Raw genomic sequence first — 26191 nt, forward strand, 5'->3', positions numbered from 1 at the left:
GTTAGGTCAAAAGACGATCTCGTACCTCCACGACAACGTGACCATCGCAGTCGCGAAGACAATCAAACTGAGAGGCAGCCCAAAGACGATATAGTCACGAAGTTGGTAACCACCAACCCCGTAGACCATCGTGTTGGTTTGGTAACCAAACGGAGTCAGGAAGCTAGCCGATGCGGCAATCATAATGCACACCACCAACGATTCCGGTGGCATTCCCATCGCGTCTGCAGCCGCCCAAGCGATGGGGAACATGATCGCCGCAGCAGCACTGTTCGTCACCAATTCGGTGCAAATCACGGTCGCCAAGTAGACCGCTGCGAGCGTCGCCATAGGACTGGCTCCCGCAAGCTGCAACAAGCCACCAGCAATTGCATCGGCCGCGCCACTTTGTTTCATCGCATTGCCGATCCCGATTGCGGCGCCGATCACGATCAAGACCGACCAATCCAAACTTCGCCGAGCCTCGGTCGTCGTGCAGCAACGGAAGCTGATCATCGCGATGCACGCGATCAACGCAGCGGTCAAAATCGAGACGATATTCATCGCTGCGAAGATCACCATGGCAAGTGTGATCGCAATAGCGATTCCCGCTCGCTCGTGCCGTCGCACTTCACCGCGTTCCACGGTGCTTACCAAATAGAAGTCACTCAACCCGCGCTGTCGGTGCAAAAACGACGGTGATGCCTCCAGCAGCAAAACATCGCCGGGACGAATCCGCACGTCGCCCAGTTTGCCCTCCAGCCGATCTCCACCTCGTGCGACCGCAACGACAGCGGCGTTGTAATTAGATCGAAACTTCCCTTCACGAATTGTCTTTCCGATCAAACTGCAACGCGGGCTAACCACCGCTTCCACCAACGTTCGCCGCCAAGCGGGAACCTCCAATTTGCGTGTCTGCTCGTCAGGCGTGATCAGCCCACGGATTTTGCGCAGGTCAACCACGCTATCCAGTGCGCCGACGAGAATCATGATGTCCTCGCCGTAAATCCGCTGGTCCGGTTTGGCCGCTTCAATCCGACCGTCGGCTCGCTGAATTTCTGCAACATACAAACCCGCCAAAGCTCGCAGTCCGGCTTGTTGGATCGTTTTCCCGACCAAGGGGCCAGTCGGATCGACTTGCATTTCGACCGTGTATTTTTGTGGATCATCCGACGCACTGACCGCCGGCTTGCGTTCAGGCAGCAACCACTTCGACGCAATGATGATGTAGCACAGCCCTAGCAAAGTCGCGGGAATCCCCACCAACGCTGGTGTAAAGAACGCGAGGTCGCCGAACTCTTGATTCTTGCCGATGTACAAATCTCGCACCAGCAAGTTCGTGCTGGTGCCCATCAGCGTGCACATTCCACCCAAGATCGCCGCATAGGATAAAGGCAACAACAATCGCGAGGGACTGATTTGAAGTCGCTTGGCTAGATCATGCACCACCGGCAGGAGAGCTGCCACGACGGGCGTGTTGTTTAGAAAACCGCTCAGCGCCGCCACCGGCACCAACATGCGCAACTGGGCGCTGCGCAAATTTTTGGCTCCGCCCAACAACCAACCCGTCGCAAGCTCGGTGCCGCCGGTCATTTCCAATCCAGTTACGACCGCGAACAGTAACGCAATTGTCACCAAGCCCTTGTTGCCAAACCCAGCGGCAGCATCCAATGGCGTAGGCAGATTCGGGTTACCCGTTAGATCCTGGACCAGGACTAAGATTGCCAAACTCGACAGAACCAACAAATCGGTAGCGGCTAGACGAAACGCCAAGCTCAACAGCAATCCCATCGCAACCGCCAACGTCAACCACATCGGCCAATCCGCTGGAATCATAGCAGAGCCTCGCTATCCACGTTTTCGTGCCCGTAACTTTGGGTTTGATTGCTCGACGAAATAGTGCCGACAAGCTCGTATCGGTTGCAGGGTATCACTCTAAAGAACGTCTTTCATCGGTCAAAAAGATCAAGTTATTGCCTGTAGAGCGTAGTTCAAACCCAGCATACCGTCGCCCCCGGATTCCCATTAAACTACACTTCACGAATCACCCCCAGACAGCTCGGCTGTTCCTCCTGTCCGCTCGGGGTGTGTCTTAGTGCCTACCCACAACCCTCCCCGCCGCAAAATCTCTATGCCTGTATCCGATCCGTCGCCACGATCTCGTCGCGGCTCGTGGCTCATCGCCGCTCTCGTCCTGGCTTTGCTGATTCTTCACCAAGACAACTGGTTTTGGCTCGACGGACGGCTGGTCCTCGGTTTCATCCCCGTCGGCCTGTTCTGGCACTCATGCATCTCCATCGGAGCCGCATTTACCTGGTTCTTGGCCACAAAAATCGCCTGGCCGCTGGATACTTCCTCCGAAATCGCAGCGTCAACCGACCCAGCCGCTTCCGGTAAGTCCGAATCCGCTCAAGGAGGAACATCCGAATGAGCGTTTTCCTATCCGATATCGGCCAAAACTTGCTTAGCCAGAATCTGCTTGCCCAGGCTGCTGCCGCCGGCGACAGCTCCTGGCTTGAACATCCGGGGCTTCCTCAGTTCGTCATCATCTTGGTTTACCTCGGTCTGCTGCTGGCTCTGGGGATCTTCTCCAGTCGCCTGTTTAGCGGCACGAAAGAGGACTACCAAGTTGCCAGTCACTCGATCGGCCCGTTCTTACTCTTGATGAGTATTTTCGGTACCACGATGACCGCCTTCGCCTTGGTCGGAAGCAGTGGCGAAGCATTCAAAGAGGGTGTCGGGGTCTACGGAATGCTGGCCAGTAGTAGTGGCATCATCCACTCGCTGTGCTTCTTTATCATCGGCGTGCGGGTTTGGAAGTTGGCACGCACACGCGGCTACACCACCCAAATCGAGTTTTTCCGTGATCGCCTGGACAGCGACTTCATCGGCTTGTTGCTGTTCCCGATTCTCGTTGGCCTAGTCATCCCATACCTATTGGTTGGGGTCATTGGCGGCGGCACCGTAGTACAAACACTGACCGCCGGCTTGTCACCAGACTGGTTCCCAGTCGTTTCGGCTGACGGTGTGGTTAACCGAGGACTGCATGGCGGCATCCCGCCTTGGCTTGGTTCACTGATGATCTGCAGTGTCGTGCTGGTTTACGTCTTCATGGGCGGAATGCGTGGCACAACCTGGGCCAACACCTTCCAAACACTCGTCTTCATGGTGTTGGGCGTTGTGACATTTTTCATGATCGCGAATCGCTTAGGCGGACAAGACGGCTTGATGGCCAACCTTCGCGCGTTAGGTGAATCAATCCCCGAAAACCGTGCTACTCGTTCAGAGATGAGCAAGTCACTGTTCTTCACCTACCTGCTGATTCCATTATCTGTTGGGATGTTCCCGCACCTGTTCCAGCACTGGATGACCGCCAAGAGTGCGAACTCGTTCAAGCTGCCCGTCGTTTGGCACCCGATTTTCATCATGATCGTGTGGGTACCTTGCGTACTCGTCGGCGTCTGGGCGACTGGATCGTTGGCACCCGAACGACTGCCATTGATCCCTGGAACTCAGGTAGTCAACGCCAATGCCGTACTTCCGTTTTTAGTGAAAACACAAATTGGCCCTGTCCTGGGCGGCTTGTTGGCGGCTGGAATCCTGGCGGCGATCATGTCCAGCCTCGACAGTCAATTTTTGTGCATCGGCACGATCTTTAACAACGATATCTACACCCATTACAAGGGTGCTGAAAACGTGAGTGATGCTCGCCAAGTATTCATGACCCGAATGTTCATCATCGGAATCGTGGCGGTGACGTACCTGCTAAGCCTTGGAAACCCAACAAGTGTCTTTGCGTTGGGTGTTTGGTGCTTCAGCGGCTTCAGTGCGTTGTTCCCGATTGTGTTCTTGGCTTTGTACTGGCGTGGCCTGACCGCCGCGGGTGCCATCAGTGGCGTCTTCGCAGCGATCACTAGCTGGAGCGTTCTGTTCTATCACGGCCTGAACGCCCCCAAAGGACTTCGTGAATTTCACTTTTATGTCCCGTGGGGCGGCGAGCAGTACGAGATCATGCCCGTTGTCGTCATGGTGTTGAGCTGCCTAGTGACCACCGTTGTCGTCTCGCTGGTTACCCCAAAGCCGAAACCAGAAACGCTCGCGAAGTTCTTCTAGACGAATTGGCGTCGAAATCCAATGCAGCTTGATTCGGCCAAACCGAGTCAAGCTGCTGCGGTAATTCCGACTGAGTGGGGTAAGCACAAGATAAATTTTGGCTTATCGAAACCACGCTATTGCCAACAACCGCTTCCATAGTCAACGCCGGCAAGTTGCCCCACCCGAACCAATACGCGAAGCAATTCAGACGGCGAACGATAACGCTGATCCGGTGATGTCGACAACAACTTCATCACCACGTCACAAAATCGCTCGTCTAATCCCAATTGAGATACATGCGGAGGCTCGATCCTTTCGGTCCGGATCTTCTCAATCAAATCCATCACGTCAAACGCGTCATGTGGCGGCCTTCCGGTTAAGAACGCATACAAGGTCGCCCCTAAACTGTATTGGTCCGATCGTCCGTCGCACTGCGTAGCATCGAACAATCGCTCCGGTGCCAGATAGTTGATGTCGCCCATGACATCACCCGGTTGAGTTAATTGCACCGCATTGGTTTCTTCTAGCGCCCGCGCGAAAATCAGATCCGTCAACAAATAGTTCTTGTCGTTTTGGCGACGAAGCAAGTTCGAGGGAGTGACGTTTCGATGCACGATGCGGTGCTTTGCCGCCTCTTCCAATGCTCGGGCAATGTCGATCGCCAACCGCCACACTTCCTTCCAATCGAGCATTCCACCGATGCCCACATGCTCGATCAACTCCCGCACACTAATCCCGTCCACCCACTGCATCGCCGCCCAACAATAGGGACCTTGCCGCCCCGCCTTATAAAGCCGCACGATATTATCGTGCCGAATAGGCAACATCGTTCGCATCGCTCGAATGAACCGCTCACGCTGAACTTCAGTGGACGCCAAGCGGGGCTGTAATACCTTCAAGGCCACCACGCGATCCCGCCGAGTGTCATACGCCTTGAAGATGCAACTGTTATTGCTGGACGATGCCAGCTCGTCGACTCGAAAACGGTGAACCATTTGGCCAACCAGCTCGCGCAGCGGTAACGATGGCGAGGTATTTTTTGCAATCGACTCTTTTGGGATGGACACCGCTTTGGGTTGAACCGTTGGTGCGTCCAATGCACTGAGCACTTCAAACCGCAATTGAGTATCACCCACCTGAATAACAGCTTGCGAGCCAATGCGAGTCTGGCTATTCACCATCGCCCCATTCAGGTGCACGCCACCGGAACCGCCTCGATCAACCAATAAATATCCGCCCTCCTGATTGCGACGAATTTCACAGTGAATTCGGCTTAGCTTAGGGTCGTTGATCTTGGTATCGCTTGCCGAGCCTCGTCCAATTACAAGCGGTTCGCTAGCTTCCCAACTAAACTCTCGTCCGGAATCGGCACCATTCAGCACGACCACTTTGCACTCAATCGGTTTCATCAGTTTGTTGTTCCTCGCCACTTTGGATTCCGTACAGCGTCAGCTCAAAATCAGACAGCGGCGTCCGGATCGAGTTTCCAGCTAGCCTGACCATTTCGTCAACATCGACCTGTTCAGGAGCAAACGTCTTCAACAGTGCAACGACGGGTTCAGTTGGCTCCAAACCGTGCTCTTCGGCATGCCGCACCGCCGCGATGGCGACCTGAACAGCCGTCTCGTGATGATTTTGGCGAACCAGTCGCTCAACCGAATCACTCAACCGAGCCAACTCGTACTCCGCCAATGTTTTCTCGGGCCGTTCCGCAACTTCGGATCGCCTCAATCGCAATGCGGTCAAGTGCGTCGCCGTACTGGCTCGCTCTTGAGCCAACTGATCCTGCATCTGGTTCAACTGCCAACGAGCCTGTAACCAAAACAACAACAACAATGACGTTAAACACACCAACACGAATGCGGCGGTCCCTGAAACGGTCGCAACCACCAAATGTTGATTGATCGCATGAAAAAGACGCCGCATTACGCCAGGCGGTTTGGCAAGGATCGGCACGCCTGTCAAGAATCGTTGCAGATCGTCGGCTAAAGATTCCGCCGATTGATAGCGATCCACACGCTCCTTGGAGAGGCACTTCATCGTGATCACGTCCAGCTCGACTGGCACGCTTGGGTTTAGAACACGGGCCGACACAGGAACCTGCGTGATCACCTGAGCAACGACATCAAGCGGGTTAGCCGCCTGAAATGGTGGACGCCCCGTTAAGCAGGCATACAAGACGGCTCCGATCGAATAGATATCCGCTGTCGGCCCCACAGTGGCTGCGACCTGTTCCGGGCTCGTCATCCCAGACACCAATTGCCTGACTCCACCCGGTTGCGATCTGTAGCCCGCTTGCTCCGGCGACATGTAGTGCGGCGTGCCGACAATTTGACCAACGGCCGTCATTTCCGAAACCGACGCCAGACTTTTACAAACTCCAAAGTCGGTTACCCGGGCGCTGCCTTCTTGGTCAATCAAGATATTTGCTGGTTTGATATCGCGGTGCACCCAACGTCGACGATGAGCGTATCCGATTGCGGTTGCAACTTGTTGCACCATACCAGCCGACACATTCGGATCCAGTGGCCCGGCAACCAGTTGATCGGCCAAGCTCTGACCCTCGACCAGTGCCATGGTGAAATACAGTTGGCCGTTGTGCTGCCCGACATCGTACACAGGCACAATCCCCGGATGATCCAGTGAGGCCGCCGCTTCCGCTTCGGCTAAAAACCGACGCGTTGCATCTGCACTCTGCTCACCGAGCATCATCTTGAGTGCCACGGTCCGTCGCAGGGAACGCTGCCTCGCCCGATAGACAACGCCCATCGCGCCCCTAGCGATCTCCTCTATCAATTCATAATCGCCCACCACATCGTGATGTGCGGAATCGCTAGGCACCGAATTCCTTTCGGGATCGATTGGTTCCGGCGGAATCGTATCTGCATCCAAGACGGCATCGCTCTTGCCACCGAAAGCAGACACTCCCTTGGCAGAGGGAAGGTTCATGCATTGCTCGCTACGAGAGAATCATTCTTGCGGTAGCGTGACGCATCACCTCGACAAACGAAACCATCGAGACCGTGAATTTTGCATGAACGTTAGCAGCTCATCGACGCCAGCAATCAGCCCGCCGACGAAGTCTCCGAAGCGGCACCTTTTGGATCCGAACGTTTTCGATAACAAACCCTGTACACGGGGATACCAAACTTCCGACTGCGGCGTTCGAAGTGCGTGTGATAATCCAAGTCGTGTTCCGAGTCTCGTTGAGTTTCGGGAAGTGGCACGCCAAGTTCAGGTGCGAGTTCGGCGATCAACTCAATCGTCAACTCAAAATAGTCCAGCACATCGGTCCAGAAGTGCAGACGCCCGCCCACCCTCAATGCTCGGCTAAATTGCCGGATATTCGATTCACTCAGCACACGCCGTTTGCGATGTCGTTTCTTCCACCACGGATCGGGGAAGTAAACGTGCACCGCTTCCAGCGATCCGGACGCAATCCGTGGCGGCCCTTCGATCGGCGTTGCGGTCGCCTCGTCAAATGAGTTGTTCTGAAACGTTGATGCCGTTTGAAAGGGCGCAAACAACGGCGTTGCATCACCAGCCAGCATCATCGCGTTGATTCTTTCCCGGCGAGCCAAACGAGCGGCACAGTGAGCGGCGTATTTCCGAGCGATTTCGATTCCGAAGTAATTGTGTTCAGGACGACGGGCCGATTCAGTTTGAATGAACAACCCTTTCCCACTGCCCACCTCGATTTCGAGCGGTTTGTCGTTCCCGAACAGCGTTTCACTGGAAATGATCTCCGGCAAGGTCTCCGGTTCCTTTAAAAACGGAGTCAAATCGAGGTTCGGATTGGGACGTCGGAGCGAGGCGCGGGGCATGGAATCGGCTTTTTACGGCGAACTGCTCAGAAACAGCTCTGGGATAGAGGCCTGCGGCCTCGGTCGTTTTCGGGCCTCATCGTAACGTGGCAGAATTTCTCTACAATCGTCGATTCGACTCGCCGCTGTATTCTCCCATTTCTGCACACCACCCTGATTCGATTTGGCCATGACGCAAAACTTCAACGGACTGCGAGTCGCCTCGCTCGAAAGCCGCCGTGCCGATGACATGGCTCGAATGATCACCAAGTTTGGCGGCCAAGCTTGCGTCAGCCCCTCAATGCGAGAGGTGCCAATTGAACCGAATCGTCCCGCAATCGACTTCGCGTACCGCGTGATCACCGGCGAGATTCCCATCGTGATCCTGATGACAGGCGTCGGCTTTCGCTATTTGCTGAAAACGACTGAAAAACACGTTGATCAACAGCGGTTTCTCGATGCCCTGAGCGACATCACCACGATCTGCCGAGGCCCTAAGCCGGCCGCTGTCATGAAAGAATTTGGGCTCAAACCCACCCACCGCGTCCCCGAACCAAACACGTGGCGAGAATTGCTGACGACGATCGATGAAGGCGTGCCAATCGCCAACCAGGTCGTCGGCGTCCAGGAATACGGCGTCACCAACGCATCCCTGATCGCTGGCCTGGAAGCTCGCGGCGCGATCCCCGAGACAGTCCGCGTCTATGGCTGGGAATATCCCGAGGACACCGCGCCGCTGGAAGAAAACGTCAAGGAACTCGCCGCGGGCAACCGAGACCTACTGCTCTTCACGAGCGCTCATCAAGTCGTCAACCTGTTTCGAATGGCTGATTCGCTCAACCTAACCGATGCACTTCGCGAAGGACTGCGGCGAACCGCCATCGCATCGATCGGGCCAACAACCAGCGACATGTTGCGAGAGAGCGATCTTCATGTCGACATGGAACCCTCCCATCCCAAAATGGGGCACCTTGTCAGCGAGGCTGCTCGCGACTCAGCCGACCTAGTCGCAAAACGCCGCACCCAATCCAAACCTCATCACGCTATTTACACCAACGCATCCGACGCACCGAGAACACCCTTGCCTTCCACCGACGACCATCCCTCCCAGTCCAGTCTGTTCATGAAAGCTTGTCGCGGCGAAGCGACCGAACGGACACCTGTTTGGCTCATGCGACAAGCGGGCCGCTATATGCAGGAATATCGCGAGGTTCGCTCTCAACAAACATTCCTGGAACTGTGTGCCAACCCGAAGCTTTGCAGCGAAGTGATGTGCACGGCGGTGGACCGCCTTGGCGTCGACGCCGCAATCATCTTTTCGGACCTGTTGCCAATCTTGGTTCCGATGGGATTCGACCTCGAGTTTGTTAAAGGCGACGGCCCGGTGATTCATAACCCGGTTCGCGTTGCCAAAGACATGGACCGCGTTAAGGCTCTCGACAATCCTCAAGACCTGGGGTTTGTCTACGAAACAGTTTCGCAAACTCGCAAGGATTTGCCCGAAGGAATCCCGTTGATCGGCTTCGCGGGAGCACCGTTCACTTTGGCAAGCTACGCGATCGAAGGCGGCGGCAGCAAGCAATATGCGGCAACGAAGCAATTGATGCGAGCCAACGATGGTGGCTGGGCGGAATTGATGGACCGGCTCACTGACGCGATCATCGTTTACTTGAACGAGCAGATCACCGCGGGCGCGCAGTGCGTGCAACTGTTTGATAGCTGGGCAGGCTGCCTTTCAGCCGCCGACTACACCCGGTTCGTGCTGCCCTGGATGCAGCGAATCATTGCGGGCGTCACGCCAGGCGTACCGCTGATCAACTTCGCGACCGGCAACCCAGAGTTGCTGCCATTGCTTCGCGGTGACCGACGTACCGTCGTCGGCGTCGACTGGCGAATCGACCTGGAATCTGCATGGAAACGAATTGGTCACGACATCTCCGTTCAAGGCAACCTGGACCCCACCGTGCTACTGACCGACAAGTCAACCATCCGCGCCGCCGCACAAGACGTCCTCGACCAAGCCGCCGGCCGACCAGGACACATTTTCAACCTCGGTCATGGCGTCATGCAAATGACACCTGTCGAAAACGCGATCGAGCTAGTCAAAGCCGTCCAAGAACTATCAGTGCGTGCGTAATGCCCCAAGCCGCTAATATTGTCTGTCCGCTCTGTCCGCTAGCGTGCGATGATGTCACCGTCCGCCCCGGCGGACAACTGATGGCCGACGGCTGTGAGATCGCCGAGGGATTTGAGGTGTGCCCCGATCGAGGTGACGCTGCTGCTATACTTGAGGCTTTAAAGTTAACGAACGGCCCGCTTCGGGTGGTAACCACGGGGGCAGACCTAGTGACCTCCCGGGCGTTGTTAGATCTGCAGACGAATGGCACGATCCAGTTGTTCATCGAGGCCGAACCGTCGCTTGAAGCGATGCTAGAATCGGCCAGTCGGGATGGCATGGTCGCGGCGACAATTGCCGAAGTAGCCACCCACGCCGACTTCGTATGGATGATCGGCGAAGTCGAGCAGTCCTTCCCGCGTATTGCTGAAAAACTGAGGCTAACAAGTTCAGGGACTTCTTCACCTCGCGTCCTCCGCACGAAACAACTCACCGCTGAGCAGCTTGCTGAAATTGCAGTTCACCCACAGGAGATCTGGCAGGAGTCCCAGTACGCCTGTGTAGTTATCGGACCAGAGGCGTTCCCTGTAGGCGAGGCATCCCTGGCCGCGCCGATGATCACCCGTCTTGTCAAGCAACGCAACGAGACCGCCCGGGCTGTCACCCTCACCCTCGACTCCGCGGCCACGTTAAGAAGCGTTAGCTTATGGCGGCAAAACACGGTCCCCGCCGCGTTATCGGCAACCGAGCCAGCACACGTTCGCATCGGATCGCCAGCGACCAAGCGTTCCCCCCAAGTCACGCTTCAAATCGGCGGCCAAGATCCCGGCCCCGAGCAAGCAAAAGTCTACCTCGCTGCAGCCACCCCCGGCATCCACACCCGATCCAGCATCCTCCGTGGCGACGGCTCAGTCACACTACCGCTAGCTGCAACAGCACCTTGCGAGCAGGCTACGATACAAAGCAGCCTACAAACTCTGCTATAGGCTTTGGCTTTGTCCCTGTGAGACCGTCTGCTGTGATTGAAGGCGTCTTTGGTGTTCCTGGTAAACCGCTCGTACTTCTTTGCGGATTTTCTCGTGGCCTGCCAGGGCTTCTTGGAACCGTTTTTCCGCTTCTTCGTTTTCCCCTTGCATCGAGGCGATCATGGCAAGTTGAAAGATAATTTCCGTTTTTTGCAGCTCATCGTAACTCATTCCCAGAGCGGCTTCGTAATGAGGCTTCGCCTCGACGGGGCGTCCGGTTAAGAACAGGATGTCGGCGAGATAGCGGGTCCATTTGTAGTCGGTGCCGGCATAAAAATAGCCTCGCTCTTCGGAGATTTGAATTGCCTTGCGAAGAGCCCGAAGTGTCGGCTCGGGGTCTGTCGAGTCATCTTCGACCGACCCGGCAGAGCTAACGATCGTTCTCGGGTTATTCGGATGGTTGCGCACATCATTCTGATACATCTCGAGCACCGACCACCACTGCATATTCCGTGAAACCGTCAGTGCGGAATACGGGACCGCGAGTAACGCAATTATCATCCAGCGGGCGTATCCCGATGACTGGATTGCTGGATCTGATTTGGCGGTCCACCGCTGCGCTATCCAGGCGACGAAGGCGGCCATGAAACAGGCCAGCGGAAAATACATACGGTGCTCGAAGATGATGTCCTGCAGAGGAATGAAAGTTGACGTGGGGGCTAGCACGATCAATGCAGCAAGCGGAGCAAAGGCGAGTAGTCGTGAGCGTCTCCATAGCCAGATCGTGCTGCACCCGATTGCGATCCATCCGGCCAAGCCGATCAGCTGGACAAGCCGGTCTTTTGACGGTAACCATCCGTAATCCAGTGATTGATGGATCGGAAAAACAGTCAGCTTCAGGTACTGCAGGAAAACATAGGGTTGGCTGGCAAAGTAGCTCCATGGTGTCATTCCAGGGAGGTTCAGTCCGACCGTATTGCGTCCATTGCTGGGGCGGATCATGCCCGGCAGCAACAGGTAGCAGCCTAGAAACAGGGGAGCGACCAATACTGCATAGTAAGGCCAACGGGATGCCAACGAACGCCATGATTTTGCAATAAAGACGCGGTCATAAAACAGCACGATCAGCGATAAGCCCGCCGTCATCTCTTTGCTGCCGTAAGCCAAATACGCGCAAGCCAGCGATGCGATGCCCCAAAGTAGTCGACGCCGACAAGACGGTTCGGAGTCAAATGGGACTGGTGGGGCATGTTTTGTAATCTCTTCCTCGGGTTCATCGCTGCGTTGCTCCTTTTTTCCAAATGCTTTCGCCCAAGCGTACAGGGTTAGCAGGATGAAGAGTGTGGCAAGTGCTTCACTGCGCTGCACAATATAAACCACCGGCGCGGTAGCCAGTGGGTGTGTCCCCCACAGTAAACCGGCGATCAATGCAATGGGCTCAGCCTGCTTTCTCAAGACGCTTGAAGACTGCAGCAAGAGGGTTTGACGCACCAAAAAGTATAGAGCTGCAACCGAGCTCACATGCACTGCAATGCTGAGCACATGGCAGCTGAATGGGGTCGGACCAAACAAAGAGAAGTTGAGTGCAAAAGTCGCCGTCGCCACCGGACGTTTGGTCACCCGAAACCAATCGAAGCTCCAAAAGTCCAGCAGTGATTCCTGGCGAAGCAGATTGTTATCATCAAAGATGAATTGACCGCCGAGGCCAGATGCATGGATGATTGCGACCCAAACAAGGATCATGCCCAGCCAAAATCGGGATGCCGGAACAGAAGCGGGCAAAGAATAATTCCTTTGGGGTTGAGCGACTTGGTGCGGAGGTCCCGTTGTCTGACTCATTCGTCGATTTTTACGACTGCGCCGTTAATCGGAAACCAGTTCGAAAAGTCTTCGTCATCGGGGTCGCCGACCTGCACATATCCGTGCTTTTGATCCTGGTTGAACATCACCATGGGGCAGTCCTCGGGGATCGTTAAGGTCAAGCGGTAGCTGCCAGGGGTCGTAAGCGGGCTCATGCGAGTTTGCAGTTCTTTGGGCTCTACGTCCATGACTTCAATCTTGCGATCGTTGGCGTCGCGGACACGAACGACAATGTGATAGTTGTATTCCTTTCCGGCGGTGAGCGAGCCCATTTCAAGTCCATGGTCCCGTTGCAATTCTGGATGTTGGAATGAAATAGGGGGACGGACTCGTCCGGAATAGGCGATCTCTCGCGTGATTTCTTCGGAGCCGTCTCCGGGGCGGATCGTCACGCTTAGCGTGCCATCGAAACGGCCATATCGAGTTCGTGGTATTGAAAGTTTGAGCGAAAGAGCTGATTTCGGAAACTTGTCAATCAGCTTTGGATCATCGTTATCCATTGGGACCGCATCCCAGTTCAATCCAACCGCCGGATCATCAGCCTTCACCTCCATGACCGTGAAGTTGTCCCAGAGCTGGCTGAACATAACGAGGCTTCCGGTGGCAAGGCTTCCAAGTTTCGGTGCTTGCAAAGAAACTGATTCGGGCATGGTCAGTTCAGTTCGTACTTCACCCTCAACCTTAAACTCAATTTCCCTGTGAAGCGGGTCATTGGTCACGACTAGGGCGGTCTGTTCGTAGTGGTCCGCTTGATAGCCTGTATTCCATTCCATGGTCACAGTGGTTTCGGTGCCCGGGGGAAGCAGTTCATTGGTCAGTTGGCCAACCGTGCATTTGCAACTGGTGCCTGAGACCTTTAGCGTCAATGGACCTTCACCTTTGTTGGCGATGGTAAAAGTATGGGAGGCCGTAGTGTGCGGATTGATCATCCCGAAGTTGTGGTGGGTGTGGCTGGCATCTGCGATCGGTAAGCCGGTAGCTTCGATTTCTCCTCGAAGGACTTTTTCCTGAGTTTTAATGATCTCCAATTTGTGATCGTACTCTTCTCTGCGAGCGTCCGGCACGCCATAGGGTTTGTATTCGACGATTTGCGTGAACGCACCGGCAACAGTGACGAACCCGACCACTGCAATCAATAGTGAAGCAAACTTGAGTATGTTGGATTTCATGGCGATTTAAATTTTTGAATCGAAAAGCCTCTGCAGCCCGAAGTGGACTGCAGAGGCTGGGTATCTGTCATAAGCATTAGCTAACGCTAAGCATGTTCAGGTCGGCTTACTCGAACACGCCCTTGGTGTAAGCGTCGTTCAGGAAGATGCCCCCGAAGAAGTCGTCGGTTGCCATTTCGAGAACCGAGTCAGCGTAACCAACTCCATCAATTTCATCCGGAGCGGGGGTGACTGCGAAGCCGGGGTTCAAAAAACCGTCAGCGTTTTGATCGTAGAAGACCTTAACGCTACCGTCAGCCATCAGGATGTTGGCTGATCCTTGGTGAATAGCGAACCAGTCACGAGTGTCTTGTAGGTAGACGCCGTTACCGCCCGTGCTGGAACCGGTTGGGTTAGGGCAAGAAGAAGTCGTGGGTTGGCTACGCTCACACAACAGTTGATTGCCAAGCGATACGCCGGAACCGATCAGGTTGATGTCGACGCCGGTAGCCGCGTTGACGTAGGCTGGGCCATCGTTGAATGCTTCGGTGAGCAGGTCACCTGCATTGATGTAACTAACGGAGTCGTCTTTGCCAGTGTCAAATGCAGTGCGGCTATTTTTGGGGCCGTGTGAGATTGCCAAGCTGAGGATGGCTTCGTCAATGTCGCCAGGAGCGGCACAGCCGACCATGCCGACGTTGCTGCTGCTAATGCGGCTGCGGTCCATGGTGTTGGCGCTCAGTGGGCCAGTTGTTCCGCCGATTCCCTTGAACTGGGTGTAGGTCGAGCTGGTGTGCAGAACATCGCCTGAGCTTTCGGTCTTCATCATCCCGCGTACCATGTGCCAGCTGGCAGCATAGTTGGTGTTGTAGCCGTTGGTGAAGAAGTATCGCGAAACCAATTCTGCACGCTCTTCGGTGTTAACATCAGTCCGGGCGAAACCGCTACCTGGAGGCGTTGGCGAGTTCGTGTTCGCAAGTGTAGTGCCTTGCATAACGTCTGAGCCACACTGACCGGTTTGCAGACGCGAAGCGGGAGCGTTGTCTTTAGCGTCGTTTGTGTTACCACCCAACAGGTCGTTGACTTTCTCTGAGCCCTTAAGTGGGTTCGATGGGTCAAGCGACTCATTCATGTTGCCATCGCCAACGTTGACGATGTCAGCAACCCAGCCGTAGGTGTCCATGCATCCATCGCGAAGAAAGTCGGAAGCACCCGAGCAGTACGCACCGTTAGGAGTGCGGCCGCTGTACTTGAACAGGCCGACACCGATGTTCTTGAGGTTGGCTTGGCACTGAGCTTGACGAGCGGCTTCACGAGCCTTGGTGATGGCCGGCAACAGGAGGGCGGCCAGCAGGGCGATGATCGCGATCACGACCAACAGTTCGATCAGGGTGAAACCCTGTTTACGCATACGCGTTTGCATTGTCTTTTCCTTTAGATTTTTTTCGCATCCCGGAGGCGAGACACGAGCTTTCTTGTTAAGATTTGATGATGGTCTTGAACCTAGTGGCGTGTCGCACTGTATTGCTTTCATCCATGGCAGTGGATGATGGCAAGCGACACGTCATGGTTCCGTTCTATTGCTTATGTTTGAGACGTTGATGGGTGGTGCCTCATCATCGTCGACTCGCCATCAAGTAAACCGGTTTGCCGACCGGGTGATGACTTTTCCTTGCAGGGGAACGGTCTATGGAAAGGGTTTCAAATCTCCTTTGCTTTGAAGTAGAGAAGTGGGACGCGACGCTTTCGTTTTTTGCCTCAAGGAAACTTGAGTGCCTTGCTGCGATGGGCGTGTTCTACATCAAGCCAAAGTTGATAAAAGTGCTAACCAGGTCCAAACAAAGGTCATTCATCAACCTTTCACACAACCTGAATCATTCACCCTTACTGTTCAGTGAATAGTAGCTAGCGAGGGCCAAGGACGGAGCTTCGACATTGGCATCCGTCCACAATCCAGGCTGCACAGGGAAGCCGTTATTGATGAAGCCATCGCCGTTGCTATCAACCAAACCTTGCACACTGCCGTCAGCCATCAAGACGTGACAAACGCCGTTGTGAAGCGGCGACATACCGCGATAATCCTGGCGTGTGTCTACACTCCAAGTCTTCAGCCAACCTTCTTTACCAGCACGCACCGTCGCAGCCGGGAACTGGGGGAACTCAAGCAGCTTCGCGTCAGTGAGGTGCGATGCCGAAGCTAGAGGCGTACTCCCAGACGTGGTGTCTACTTCTTCCCGATGCAGCACTGGCCCGCCAACAATTGAAGTTGTGTAAACAGTCCCGGACTGCAACTCACCGACGCCGCTCGTAAGAAACCCAACTGCCGACGCGTCACATAGAAGCGGCACTGTATTCAACGGCGTTCGACCACCATCCAAAAGACGGCTCGTCAGTGGGCCGCGGGTGACATTGAGCAGCTTTGTGCTATCGGCTGCACAACTAGCATCCTTGGCAGCAAGATTCCCATCCGTCGCGTCGTCCCCGGTTTGAAGCAGCAAATCACTTCGCACCAGGAACCATGATGCGGCGTAGTTAGTGTCGTATCCCTTCTCAAGCATTTCCAACGACACGACATCGCTTCGAGTTTCGGAACCCGCCGCGATAGCCCCACCCGCAATTTGGCGGGAAATGTTAGTGATCGTATAGCCTGTTTCGCTCGTGTAAGGCTCACTTCCCTGCGTGTCGACGCAGGCACTCAGTGCGAAAGCCGTATCGTCAGCCGACAACATATATTCGATCGCCGAACTGGTCAGTGCAGGGTTGCTCATGCACCTCATTTCGCTGACCAGCACACCGCGACGAACCAGGTCCGCCACCCAACCAATCTCAGTTGGCACGCCATCTCGCTCGGGATCGAAAGCCCCTGAGCAATACGCTCCGTTTGGATCCGACGTCGAACGGCTTATCAGCGCGATGCCGAACTGCTTCAAATTGCTTTGGCACTGGGCCGCGCGAGCCGATTCACGAGCCTTCGAAACAGCTGGCAACAACAATGACGCGAGGATGCCAATGATGGAGATGACAATCAGCATCTCGATCAACGTGAAGGCGTGACGAGCCGCCACGCCAGGACGGTTCTTACAGTATCGCAAGGTGCTGTTACCTGTTTAGTTCGAAGCATTTGGGAGTTTCCCCGGATTGTTCCAAGGCAATACTTGGAATCAATGCTCAAAACCAGACCGGCCCCTAATCGCGCCGACTATTCACAACACCCGCGCAACTTCTTCATCAAATCTTCATCCAGGAATGAAATCGCAATCGGACGTCAGATTCTGGGCAAAGAGAGTCAGCAGCTTGGCAATCTGATCGATGTCCGACAGCGAGATGGTTTCGACAGCCGAATGCATGTACCGGTTCGGAATTGCCACTAAGCCCGTCGCGACTCCTGCGCCCGAGATCTGCAATGCGTTGGAGTCATTCGGAGCGGCGCGTCCTAACGCCGCGAGCTGATAATCGATCCCGTTGGCCTCGGCCAGTTCGATCAATCGAGCAGCCACTTTGGCGTTGATATTGGGGCCACGATAGATAACCGGTCCGCCGCCCAGCCGAATGTCGCCTTGACGCTGCTTATCGATCGTTGGGCAATCCGATGCGTGAGTCACATCGACTGCGATCGCCACTTGAGGATCGATACGGGCGGCAGCCGTCTTGGCTCCCCGAAGTCCGATTTCTTCTTGAACGGTCGCAACGCTGTGAAGCTGACACGCCAAAGGATGCTCTTTCAATTCAGTAGCACAACGCCGGACCGCTTCCATCACAGTCCACATACCGGTTTTGTTATCCATCCCCGGCCCACTAACCCGGTCACCGAGCAGCGTTTGATATTTCAGGTTCAAAGTAACCGGATCTCCGACGCGAACAAGCGACTTCGCCTCGTCCCCGCTGGCCGCACCAATGTCCAGCCACAACTCTTCCAGCTTGACAACTTGTTCCCGCTCACTGGTCGTCAGCAAGTGAATCGGCTTACGACTGATGACAGCCGCCACCGGACCGCCGGCCGCCCAGACAGTCATCGATTGCCCGACCAACTGCTGCGGATCCCAACCCCCGATGGCTTGAGCGTACAAAAAACCCTCGTCGTCGATGTGCGAAATCAGCATGCCGATCTGGTCGCAGTGCCCGGCCAACATCAATCGCGGTCCTGACTGGTCACCCACGCTGGCAGCCAAGTTGCCGTGAACGTCAATCGACACTTCCTGAGTGTGAGGCTGCAGATACTCGCGAATCAACTTTTGAATGGGTTCTTCGTAGCCCGAGGGACTGGGCGTGGTGATAGCGGCTTGCAGGAATTCGTTGGGAGTCATGGATTTTCTTCGTGGCGTTCGCTGAAGGTGAATCGTGAATTTCGCTCTATGGTAAAGGGCTGGGCCAGAGTGTGGCCACGGGAGTTTGGCAAACATACGGCAGGTTCAAGCTTGAACCACGCAAAAGCGGGGCACTCCTTGCCAATCGTCCGCACTTGTTCGCTGCATAAGGCACCCGGTTTATCCGAGTTTTCTTTCGCGCCACGTCATATCAAGCGATGACTTTGTGGTGAGCAAACCGGGTGCATCAGAAGGCCGCACACTGATAGCCGGCTTCCCGTGTCACCAGCACAAATGCCGCAGCCGCTTTATTCACTCCCGCAGCGGCTCGACCTACTCAGAGGTGAGTTCTGGCCGCCTCACATCCGTTCCCTGCTGTCGGCCGAAAGTGGCTATGCACTGTTCGGCAAATTCGGCATGCTGATTTCAACCAACCCAAGTTGCGTGCACTAAAAATTAGTGCTTGTGTCTATTTGCGATTTACCTGATCGCGTTGACCAACATTCTTGACACCGATTCCACGATCGGTCAGTAGGCGTGAATCCCGTGAGATCATACTCACTATCTCAAAACCTATTAGCAGCAATACACGGTGGTTCTCGGCTGGTCTTTTAGACTCTTGGCTTTGTGTAACTTGCGAGCTATCTATCTAGTCGTCAAGCAACCAGCGATTGGTTTTACTCAGAGCGGAGCAAGCAAACACAAAAACGAGTACGTCGACGCAGAAGCTGGCGAACTCGATTCGATCATCGCTGAATTGAGCACAAACGCCACGAGTATAATATCGTCTATTCTGGATATGGATCATTGAATGCCCCCGTATGGTGCAACAAGAAGATTCGTTTTGCAGGATTCACTTTCGTTAAGATCGTGAATCCGATTACATCCGCAATTCGAAGTGACCTGCATTTTAGATATAGCGGCGATGATATGTCGGCGATACTGTGTATTGACACACATTCAGTACGCTTAACAAACGTCATGCAACACTTAAAGGCTACCACTATGGTCACCCCCTTTCATATTGCTTTTCAAGTTCGCGATATTGACGAAGCTCGCGATTTCTACGGAGCCAAGATGGGTTTACCGGAAGGACGAAGCGACGAAAAATGGATTGACTTCGACATGTTTGGTCACCAAGTCGTAGCACACTTGAATCCAACACTCGGACCAACCGGTCGTGTCGACAACCATTGCAATCCGGTCGACAGCCATGCCGTTCCCGTTCCGCATTTCGGAGTGGTTCTTGAAGTTCAAACGTGGAAGCAGTTCTCCGAACGCGTCCGAGGCTTCGTTGATAGTTTCATTATCGATCCCTACGTTCGCTTTGAGGGCTTGCCTGGCGAGCAGTACACGATGTTCTTCGAGGACCCCAGCGGAAACGCACTGGAGTTCAAGGCGTTTGCAAACATCGAAGCCGATCTTTTTGCAAACTCGGTCCGTGAATAGCATGGCGTGGGCGACCGCACGAGCGCAGTCTTTTACGTCGCCTATGCGGCGACGAAGAAAGGCGTTTCAGATTCCAGCATCAGTTTAAGATAAACGGCTTTTCAATATGCCTGAATAGCTGGAGCTGCGCCGACGGTAGATTTCCTATTGGGCTACACACCCAAGCTAAAAAATCGCCTGAGTACCGTAGCGTCAGGCCAATGAGAGTGGGCGGCCGAGCGCTGATGCACGGCAATTGCCTAGCTGAGGCTCCCTTACAGATCGAGTTCAAAGAATTGCTTTCTTTGTTTCATTGCAAGTGAAGCCATAGGCTATATACCCATCCTCGCGACCGGTCTGGCAGCGAGTTACTTTTCGTGAGGTGCTGCTGGCATGAAAGCCTATTCCTCGTCGTCCACTTCTAATAGCGCAAGTCTTTCTTCGTCAGAATCACGCTCTCGAGCAGCAGCCAATTGCTCTGCGGTTGCTCCATCGAACACGGTTCGAAGTTCGCCGGATTGCCCACATCCTGTAACGTTGGGTACGGAAAGACTAACAAGCGTGATCAAGAGGCAAGTCCTCTTAAGTTGAGAGTACATAGGTTGACCTATTGAAGTTTGGAAACGTAGTAAGACATCGCAGAAGGATTTCATTTGCGACCAAAGCCAATTCGGCTACAGGCCTTCAGGCGACAAGGAAACAGTCCAACATCAGAAATCTTCATCAATGGTTTCTCTTGAAGCGCGGGTGCCCAGAGCGCCCCACAGGCCATATGGACTGGCAGAGCCTTTAGCCGAAATTCCTGTACCGTCGATGTAGACCATTGCAGCCCGGCGATCACCGGCTTCGATGGAATCGGTGATGAACTTCACTGCTCCGTCGCCCATCAGGACGTGGCATCCACCTTGGTGTCGACTTGACGGAGGGCAGGTTCCCGTGTCGTACCAGTTGACGTTGCACACCTCGCTGTTGGGCGCCAAGATCGTGTACATCCCAGTGAAATAGTTGTGGAATTCGGACCAACGATATCCACGGGCAAAGCTTTCGTTGTAGGCTGAATTGTCTTCCATCAGTGAAGCACCGGCGATCCAGAATTGAGGTTGATCAGGGTCGATCTTCCCGCTGTCTAAGCAAATCGATGGGTTGTCGCGAATCGCACTATTTGATGTATGATCGTAACCCATTGTTCGGATGTCTCGATCACCTAGATGCGTCGCGATCTCACCTGCGGCAATCGTGTTCGAAAGACCATCAAGAATGTCACGGAATGCACAGACGTCTTGTGGCTGAAAAAAGCCGCGGTTCTTGGCCCTTGCCTCTATCGCCCTGCTTCTAATTGGCGTGTATGGAACTGAAACGGGCGAAAGCGTTTCACCAGAGATGGGGTCGTCATCAACGTAAAGACTTCCTTGGCTGCCGTAGTAACTCGAGTCGCCCAAACAGGCCGCATAGTTTGTACGTCCATTAGCGGGAAGTCCGAAGCCTGGATCACTTGGACAACGAAAGCCGGGGATTTCGGTAGCCCAAGGAGGATAGCCATCGTTCTGCGGTGTGCATCCCATTGGATTCCACGGGTAATCAATTCCAACTCCCGTCGGGAACTCATCAGACCTGCCATACAGCGGGTTGCTGATTTGTTCCCACAATGCTTGTTGCTCAATGAATGGAAGAAGTCCGACTAGGTAACTGAGTCGGCGATTGGAAGAGTGGACCGTTGAATTGTACTTCTCCCAAGGGATGCCATTAGCACCTCCTTCTGTTCCGGAGCCATGAATTGGCAATCGGTTGTATGTGCTGTGGTAGTTGTGGATCGCCAGTCCAATCTGCTTGAAGTTATTGCTGCACGACATTCGCCTGGCAGCTTCGCGTGCGGCTTGTACGGCTGGAAGCAGCAAGCCCACCAGCACTCCTATGATGGTAATGACCACTAGCAACTCCACTAGTGTGAAACCGGATCGAGAACGCGATCTTAACATTTTGTAGACACTTTCATTTGAAAGGAGCAGAATGGTAAAGGGGATCCTGATTCAACAAGCGTGTTCCTACCAAGTTTGAACATCGCATTGTCCGGCCAAATGAATCTCCAGCATCGTATCTACTAACAAGCAACACGCACTACGCAAACGCGCATCAGATATTCTTTTTTGCGCATCCGGGAATATGAGATCCGATTTGAGGATTGCACCTTTAGTACTCACTCTTTCGGCAAGAATTTTCGCGATGATATGGATACAAGGATATACATCCTTAATGCTTTTCTCTGGCGGGATTCGGCACCAAGAGAGCGATTCGATAGAGGCCATACCCTCTACAGAGTGTGCCCCGCGCATCTGCACCGACGTTGCATGTGGATCAAAAATATTTGCATCATTTAGCGAAAATTCTTGCTCTACTCTCTTAGAAACTATTGCGTTCGCATCTCTGCCGAATCTTGTCAGTTTAAATGAAACCTTATGCCATCATGCACCATTGATCAGGTGCGAGAAATTGCTTGCTATCGAGGTCCATTAGAATGGTTCCAATCAGAGCCACAAAAAAAGCGAGAACCAATATTTGGCCCTCGCTTAATTGAGTATTGTTTGTCTAGATCCGTTATTGAGAAATGAATCTCACCGAACAAGGGTTCAGGGTCACAGATCCTTAATTTCTTTCCGCTTGCCCGCCTACCCAACGCATACCTTCTGTAATCAGTTCGTTAGGACCGGTTTTCGTTTCGGGATGTGGGCTAAAGCAAACCACGCGACCGTCACCGTAGTTAGAGCGAATGATGGCGTGTGTGTTCGTCATTGCACCTTGGGGGGCACCTTTCAATGCGACCTCGGTGGCATAGCTGGCCAAGACTTCGTAGGCAGGCAACTCTTCGTGATCATCTGGGACGAGTAGAGGACCTTGCCCATAGTAGACGCTAACCAATTCATCGGTTTCGAAATTGCTCATTCCAGCGGGTGTCATTTTTAGCTGAACATCGCCCTGGCCTCGTGCCCAGTGGCTACGGTCAAAGACACGTGCATTGATAAGGTTAAGTGACCAGGAATACTGAGAACTTGCCAAATAGGCTCCAGCACAGATCCCGACATAGCCGCCACCTTCAGCCACGAAATCTCGAATTATCTGGCGTCCGTCATCACCCAAGCGTCTAGCTTGAGCCGATCCAGATCCGCCTGGCATTACCACGATGTCGTAGCTGTCTAGAGCCCCGTCGACTATTTGGTCCGGCTTAATGCGTTCAGTTACGAACCCTTCTTTTTCAGTTAGGATGCGAAGAAGATTGGCAGCCCCCTTAGTTGGTTTGTCGGTGTGATCACAGATAGCCACACGCAAGGTGCCACTGCGGATCGGTGCGTTTGAATCGGAAGGAACAAATCTTGTTAAAACATGAGGATGAAGAATCTCATTCTTTAAATCCTCGATCTCCTGTTGCAACGCGTCCATCGCCTCATCTGTAGCCTGGTGATGAATTTCGGTTAGCGTTGAAACATCGACATCAGCGTATCGATATGGTTCTAATGCACCGTTGGTCATCGCATAAAGACGCTCTTCCAGAGGCAGAATGTCTTCCCAAATACCAGGAAGCGAAGCGGTGTCGATCAACTTTTCGCGACCGTCGATGCACCATTCCCGAAGCAGCAGTGCCAACTCGCCGATTTCGGCCCCGGTTGGGTCGGTCGCCCAATCGGCAATATCTGAAACGCTTGCCCAGCATGGGAACGCGATCGTGAATTTCGGGTCGCCCAACATCGTCCACATCGTTGTGGTGCGAGGGTCCTCCCCTTCGGCAACTCCCTCGATGACGACAGCCGATACCGTCGTCGCGCGGCTAATCGTTTGATCGGTTTCGAGTTCGGCTGGCAGCACGCCGGTGGGACCGTTGATCGAACCGGGATAAGCGATTCCGTTTTCATCAGCAAGATCGCGGCAAAGATGCTTCGTCATGAATGGCACTGTAATCCCAGCGGACATTTGCTTTTGCAGCAACACTTTGGCCCGACAGTATCGGTTGCTGGAGTACATCCCCGGTGAAAGGTCCGCAGGCGGATCGGCTGGTAGGGCATTGGCCGTTGTCGAAAAATTGGCTCGAACCAGGAAACCTTCGGGAGCGACTGTGGGATCGTTGGCGTCAAACATCTGATGGGAGTTTGGACCTGACTCAAAGATCGCTGCACCTCCCTCTGCATCAATGACGCCGAAGTTGGCTAGAGTCTTACGACCAGTCCTGTCTGTCTCTTGCAATAGCTCGGCGAAATCCTCAACATTTCGACAAGTCGCTAAGGCTTTTTTCATAAACGACCCGTTGCCCATACCTGATGTAGGCTCATCTGATCTTAGATCCTTGCTTAATGAATTCTCGATACAAAATCCAGCTTCATTGACACCCATCCAAACGGACGATCGCTTACTCGCATTGACAACGGCTACAAAAGCGATGGGCCCATCATCGAAGTGCACCACCTCGTTGTGAGAGCTACTACTTGTATCCCGATTCTTCCAAAGCATGGGGCGACCACTTTCGGTGCATCGTCCGCTAATCACGGCAGTAGTACAGGCGTCTAAAGTAGGAGGCGGTGTACCGCCGACCAACATTCCTATTAATGTAATTTTGAACGTGAACGAGCGGGCGTGGAGGTGAAACCTGTCTAGAAGTTTGGCTGATCGCATGGACTCAATTCATGGCATTGTGGACGATTGCCGCGTCCTGATTGCGCGGTACGTCAAATCGCCAATGCAACGGCCAAGCCGACCACTCGCTAAAAGAGCAGACTTAGCCGCAACGTCATTGATAGCTCCATTGAAGTTGGTTTAAGTGAGTGCCTGTTGCCTTGGATACTGTTTTTCCGATGCTCGCATCAAGTAAATTGAAAGAGAGCGTGTTCTACATGCGATGACGGAATGCCAACACTTGATGACAAAGGGACATCGCGTGTTGACGAATCGTCATCCACTTGAGCTACTAAACAATCCACCCAATACTTTGGTTATTGGATTCGTAACACGACCTCGCCTCCTGGTCGAAATCGCCGTTACGTTTACGGAGTTCCGTCGGACGTCAATCCATAACGTTTTGCTAGTCGGTAAAACTGCCCGCGATCCAATTGGGATCTTCTAGCGGCATCGGCGAGGTTCCCGCAGCAGTCGGAGATGACTTGGCGTAAATATGCCTGTTCGAACGATTTCTTCGCTTCGCGAAACGGTTCCGATTGCCAATCATCGACGGGCTCTAGGTCGTCCGTTGCCGATAAGGATTCCGTGGAGCATTCCAGAGTAGCTTCGGCATGATCTCGCCGTAGGATTCGCTCGGGTAAATCAGTCGCTTCAATCTGCTCGCTTCGATGCAAGACAGCTAATTGCTCGACAACGTTTTGTAGTTCGCGAACATTGCCGGGCCACCGGTAGCTTGAAAGAACGTCCAAGGCCGACTTCGTGAACTTTGGAACAGGTTTACCTTCGCTGATGAACTCTCGCAGAAAGTGCTTAGCCAAAAGCGGTATGTCACCGCGTCGCTGTGACAGGGGTGGCAAGTTGATCGACATCACATTGAGACGATAGAACAAATCAGCTCGGAATCGCCCCTGTTCAACCTCGTGTTCTAGGTCTCGATTTGTCGCGGACACCAAGCGAGCCCTGCTTGTAAGCGTCGAACTGCCGCCGACTCGACTGAATACACCGCTCTCTAGAACGTGCAATAGTTTGGACTGTAGGTTGAAGTCGAGTTCGGCGATTTCATCCAAGAAAAGCGTCCCGCGCCCAGCTTGTTCGAAACGTCCGATTCGTCGCGACGTTGCGCCTGTAAAGGCACCGGGCTCGTGTCCAAATAACTCACTTTCGATTAGGTTCTCTGGCAATGCCGCACAGTTGACTTCCACGAATGGCTCCATTGCCCTAGGACTTGCTTGATGAATTGCGTGGGCGAGCAGCTGTTTGCCTGAACCGGTTTGGCCCAGGATCAAAGCCTTGCTGTCGGTAGGAGCAACGGTCTTTACCCATTCAAAGATTTCCAGCATCCGTGGGTCTGCCGAGATCATATTGGACATAGACTGTGGCTTCGCTTGGCCATGGGATGCGAGGTTGTTCAACACTCGCTGGACCCGAGCAATGATTTCATCATCGGCGATAGGCTTGGTCATGTAATCGATGACGCCCAAGCGAGATGCCTCGATCGCAGACTTCTCGTCTCCATAACCGGTGATCATCATGATCGGAATGTCACAGCCCAAACCACGCACCCTACGGATAAAGTCAAAGCCGCTCATCTCGCTCATGACGAGTGTTGTCATGACCAGTTGATAGCGACCATCGATGATCTCGGGCAACGCTTCCGAAGGGCGACTGACAGAGGTGGCTAGGAGACCTACGCTCGATAACGTGGCCACCATATGTTCACGTAACTCAGGGAGATCATCGACAAACAGGACTCGCGCAGTTGACTGACTAAGCCGATCGTGAGCATCGTTGGGGGGCGGGAATGAAGGCATCTGGCAGGACAGTTGGAAGGGAA

The 26191-nt window shown here is 53.9% G+C and carries 18 protein-coding genes; 5 read left to right on the top strand and 13 right to left on the bottom strand.

Features of this window, described 5'->3' with window-relative positions; translation table 11 throughout:
• Positions 1 to 6 precede the first annotated feature (6 nt).
• The gene (locus tag ACR3ZL_RS22150; protein ID WP_473650916.1) at positions 7 to 1815 is read right to left on the bottom strand and encodes an SLC13 family permease; all 1809 of its coding nucleotides are present in this window, start codon (positions 1813 to 1815) and stop codon (positions 7 to 9) included.
• A gap of 295 nt (positions 1816 to 2110) precedes the next feature.
• Here ACR3ZL_RS22150 and ACR3ZL_RS22155 point away from each other — a divergent pair, with 295 nt between their 5' ends.
• On the top strand, positions 2111 to 2410 hold the full coding sequence (locus ACR3ZL_RS22155) for a DUF3311 domain-containing protein (protein ID WP_473650915.1): 300 nt from the start codon (positions 2111 to 2113) through the stop codon (positions 2408 to 2410).
• The gene (locus ACR3ZL_RS22160) at positions 2407 to 4092 is read left to right on the top strand and encodes a sodium:solute symporter family protein (RefSeq protein WP_473650914.1); all 1686 of its coding nucleotides are present in this window, start codon (positions 2407 to 2409) and stop codon (positions 4090 to 4092) included. The genes ACR3ZL_RS22155 and ACR3ZL_RS22160 overlap by 4 nt, the downstream gene beginning before the upstream one ends.
• Before the next feature lie 116 nt (positions 4093 to 4208).
• Here the strand turns inward: ACR3ZL_RS22160 and ACR3ZL_RS22165 are convergent, their stop codons facing one another.
• The 3 genes from ACR3ZL_RS22165 to trmB form a co-directional block, all read right to left on the bottom strand.
• Positions 4209 to 5483: a protein kinase domain-containing protein gene (locus ACR3ZL_RS22165; RefSeq protein WP_473650913.1), complete on the bottom strand. Its 1275-nt coding sequence runs from the start codon at positions 5481 to 5483 to the stop codon at positions 4209 to 4211.
• Positions 5470 to 7023 (bottom strand): serine/threonine-protein kinase, encoded by a 1554-nt coding sequence (locus ACR3ZL_RS22170; RefSeq protein ID WP_473650912.1) that lies wholly within the window; start codon positions 7021 to 7023, stop codon positions 5470 to 5472. Before ACR3ZL_RS22170 ends, ACR3ZL_RS22165 begins: the two co-directional genes overlap by 14 nt.
• Positions 7024 to 7139: 116 nt before the next feature.
• Entirely contained in the window at positions 7140 to 7898 is a 759-nt protein-coding gene (gene trmB, locus ACR3ZL_RS22175) for a tRNA (guanine(46)-N(7))-methyltransferase TrmB (RefSeq protein ID WP_473650911.1), read from the bottom strand.
• A gap of 169 nt (positions 7899 to 8067) precedes the next feature.
• Here trmB and hemE point away from each other — a divergent pair, with 169 nt between their 5' ends.
• Positions 8068 to 10014 (top strand): uroporphyrinogen decarboxylase, encoded by a 1947-nt coding sequence (hemE, locus tag ACR3ZL_RS22180; RefSeq protein WP_473650910.1) that lies wholly within the window; start codon positions 8068 to 8070, stop codon positions 10012 to 10014.
• Positions 10014 to 10979, top strand: coding sequence for a molybdopterin-binding domain-containing protein (locus tag ACR3ZL_RS22185; protein ID WP_473650909.1), 966 nt, complete (start codon positions 10014 to 10016; stop codon positions 10977 to 10979). The genes hemE and ACR3ZL_RS22185 overlap by 1 nt, the downstream gene beginning before the upstream one ends.
• Here the strand turns inward: ACR3ZL_RS22185 and ACR3ZL_RS22190 are convergent.
• The 5 genes from ACR3ZL_RS22190 to ACR3ZL_RS22210 form a co-directional block, all read right to left on the bottom strand.
• Positions 10974 to 12740: a hypothetical protein gene (locus ACR3ZL_RS22190; RefSeq protein ID WP_473650908.1), complete on the bottom strand. Its 1767-nt coding sequence runs from the start codon at positions 12738 to 12740 to the stop codon at positions 10974 to 10976. The two genes, ACR3ZL_RS22185 and ACR3ZL_RS22190, sit on opposite strands and share 6 nt — an antisense overlap.
• A 53-nt stretch (positions 12741 to 12793) precedes the next feature.
• Positions 12794 to 13987 carry a DUF1573 domain-containing protein gene (locus tag ACR3ZL_RS22195; RefSeq protein ID WP_486172972.1) on the bottom strand — a complete coding sequence of 398 codons (1194 nt, stop codon included), beginning with the start codon at positions 13985 to 13987 and terminating at the stop codon, positions 12794 to 12796.
• Between the two features lie 106 nt (positions 13988 to 14093).
• The gene (locus ACR3ZL_RS22200; protein WP_473650905.1) at positions 14094 to 15389 is read right to left on the bottom strand and encodes a DUF1559 family PulG-like putative transporter; all 1296 of its coding nucleotides are present in this window, start codon (positions 15387 to 15389) and stop codon (positions 14094 to 14096) included.
• A gap of 451 nt (positions 15390 to 15840) precedes the next feature.
• Positions 15841 to 17058 carry a DUF1559 family PulG-like putative transporter gene (locus ACR3ZL_RS22205; protein ID WP_473650904.1) on the bottom strand — a complete coding sequence of 406 codons (1218 nt, stop codon included), beginning with the start codon at positions 17056 to 17058 and terminating at the stop codon, positions 15841 to 15843.
• Positions 17059 to 17202: 144 nt separating this feature from the next.
• Entirely contained in the window at positions 17203 to 18270 is a 1068-nt protein-coding gene (locus tag ACR3ZL_RS22210; RefSeq protein ID WP_486172973.1) for a M42 family metallopeptidase, read from the bottom strand.
• A gap of 1005 nt (positions 18271 to 19275) precedes the next feature.
• On the opposite strand from ACR3ZL_RS22210, the gene ACR3ZL_RS22215 reads away from it, so the two are divergent.
• Positions 19276 to 19719: a VOC family protein gene (locus tag ACR3ZL_RS22215; protein WP_473650903.1), complete on the top strand. Its 444-nt coding sequence runs from the start codon at positions 19276 to 19278 to the stop codon at positions 19717 to 19719.
• A gap of 380 nt (positions 19720 to 20099) precedes the next feature.
• Here ACR3ZL_RS22215 and ACR3ZL_RS22220 read toward each other — a convergent pair whose 3' ends face one another.
• From ACR3ZL_RS22220 to ACR3ZL_RS22235, 4 genes are all read right to left on the bottom strand, one after another.
• Positions 20100 to 20267, bottom strand: a complete 168-nt coding sequence (locus tag ACR3ZL_RS22220) for a hypothetical protein (RefSeq protein ID WP_473650902.1) — start codon at positions 20265 to 20267, stop codon at positions 20100 to 20102.
• Positions 20268 to 20408: 141 nt separating this feature from the next.
• Positions 20409 to 21674: a DUF1559 family PulG-like putative transporter gene (locus ACR3ZL_RS22225; protein WP_486172974.1), complete on the bottom strand. Its 1266-nt coding sequence runs from the start codon at positions 21672 to 21674 to the stop codon at positions 20409 to 20411.
• Positions 21675 to 22338: 664 nt separating this feature from the next.
• Positions 22339 to 24354: a BPL-N domain-containing protein gene (locus ACR3ZL_RS22230; RefSeq protein WP_486172975.1), complete on the bottom strand. Its 2016-nt coding sequence runs from the start codon at positions 24352 to 24354 to the stop codon at positions 22339 to 22341.
• Positions 24355 to 24722: 368 nt separating this feature from the next.
• Positions 24723 to 26168 carry a sigma-54-dependent transcriptional regulator gene (locus ACR3ZL_RS22235; RefSeq protein ID WP_473650900.1) on the bottom strand — a complete coding sequence of 482 codons (1446 nt, stop codon included), beginning with the start codon at positions 26166 to 26168 and terminating at the stop codon, positions 24723 to 24725.
• Positions 26169 to 26191: the final 23 nt, after the last annotated feature.

This window comes from Rhodopirellula sp. J20-39 (genome assembly GCF_057365095.1).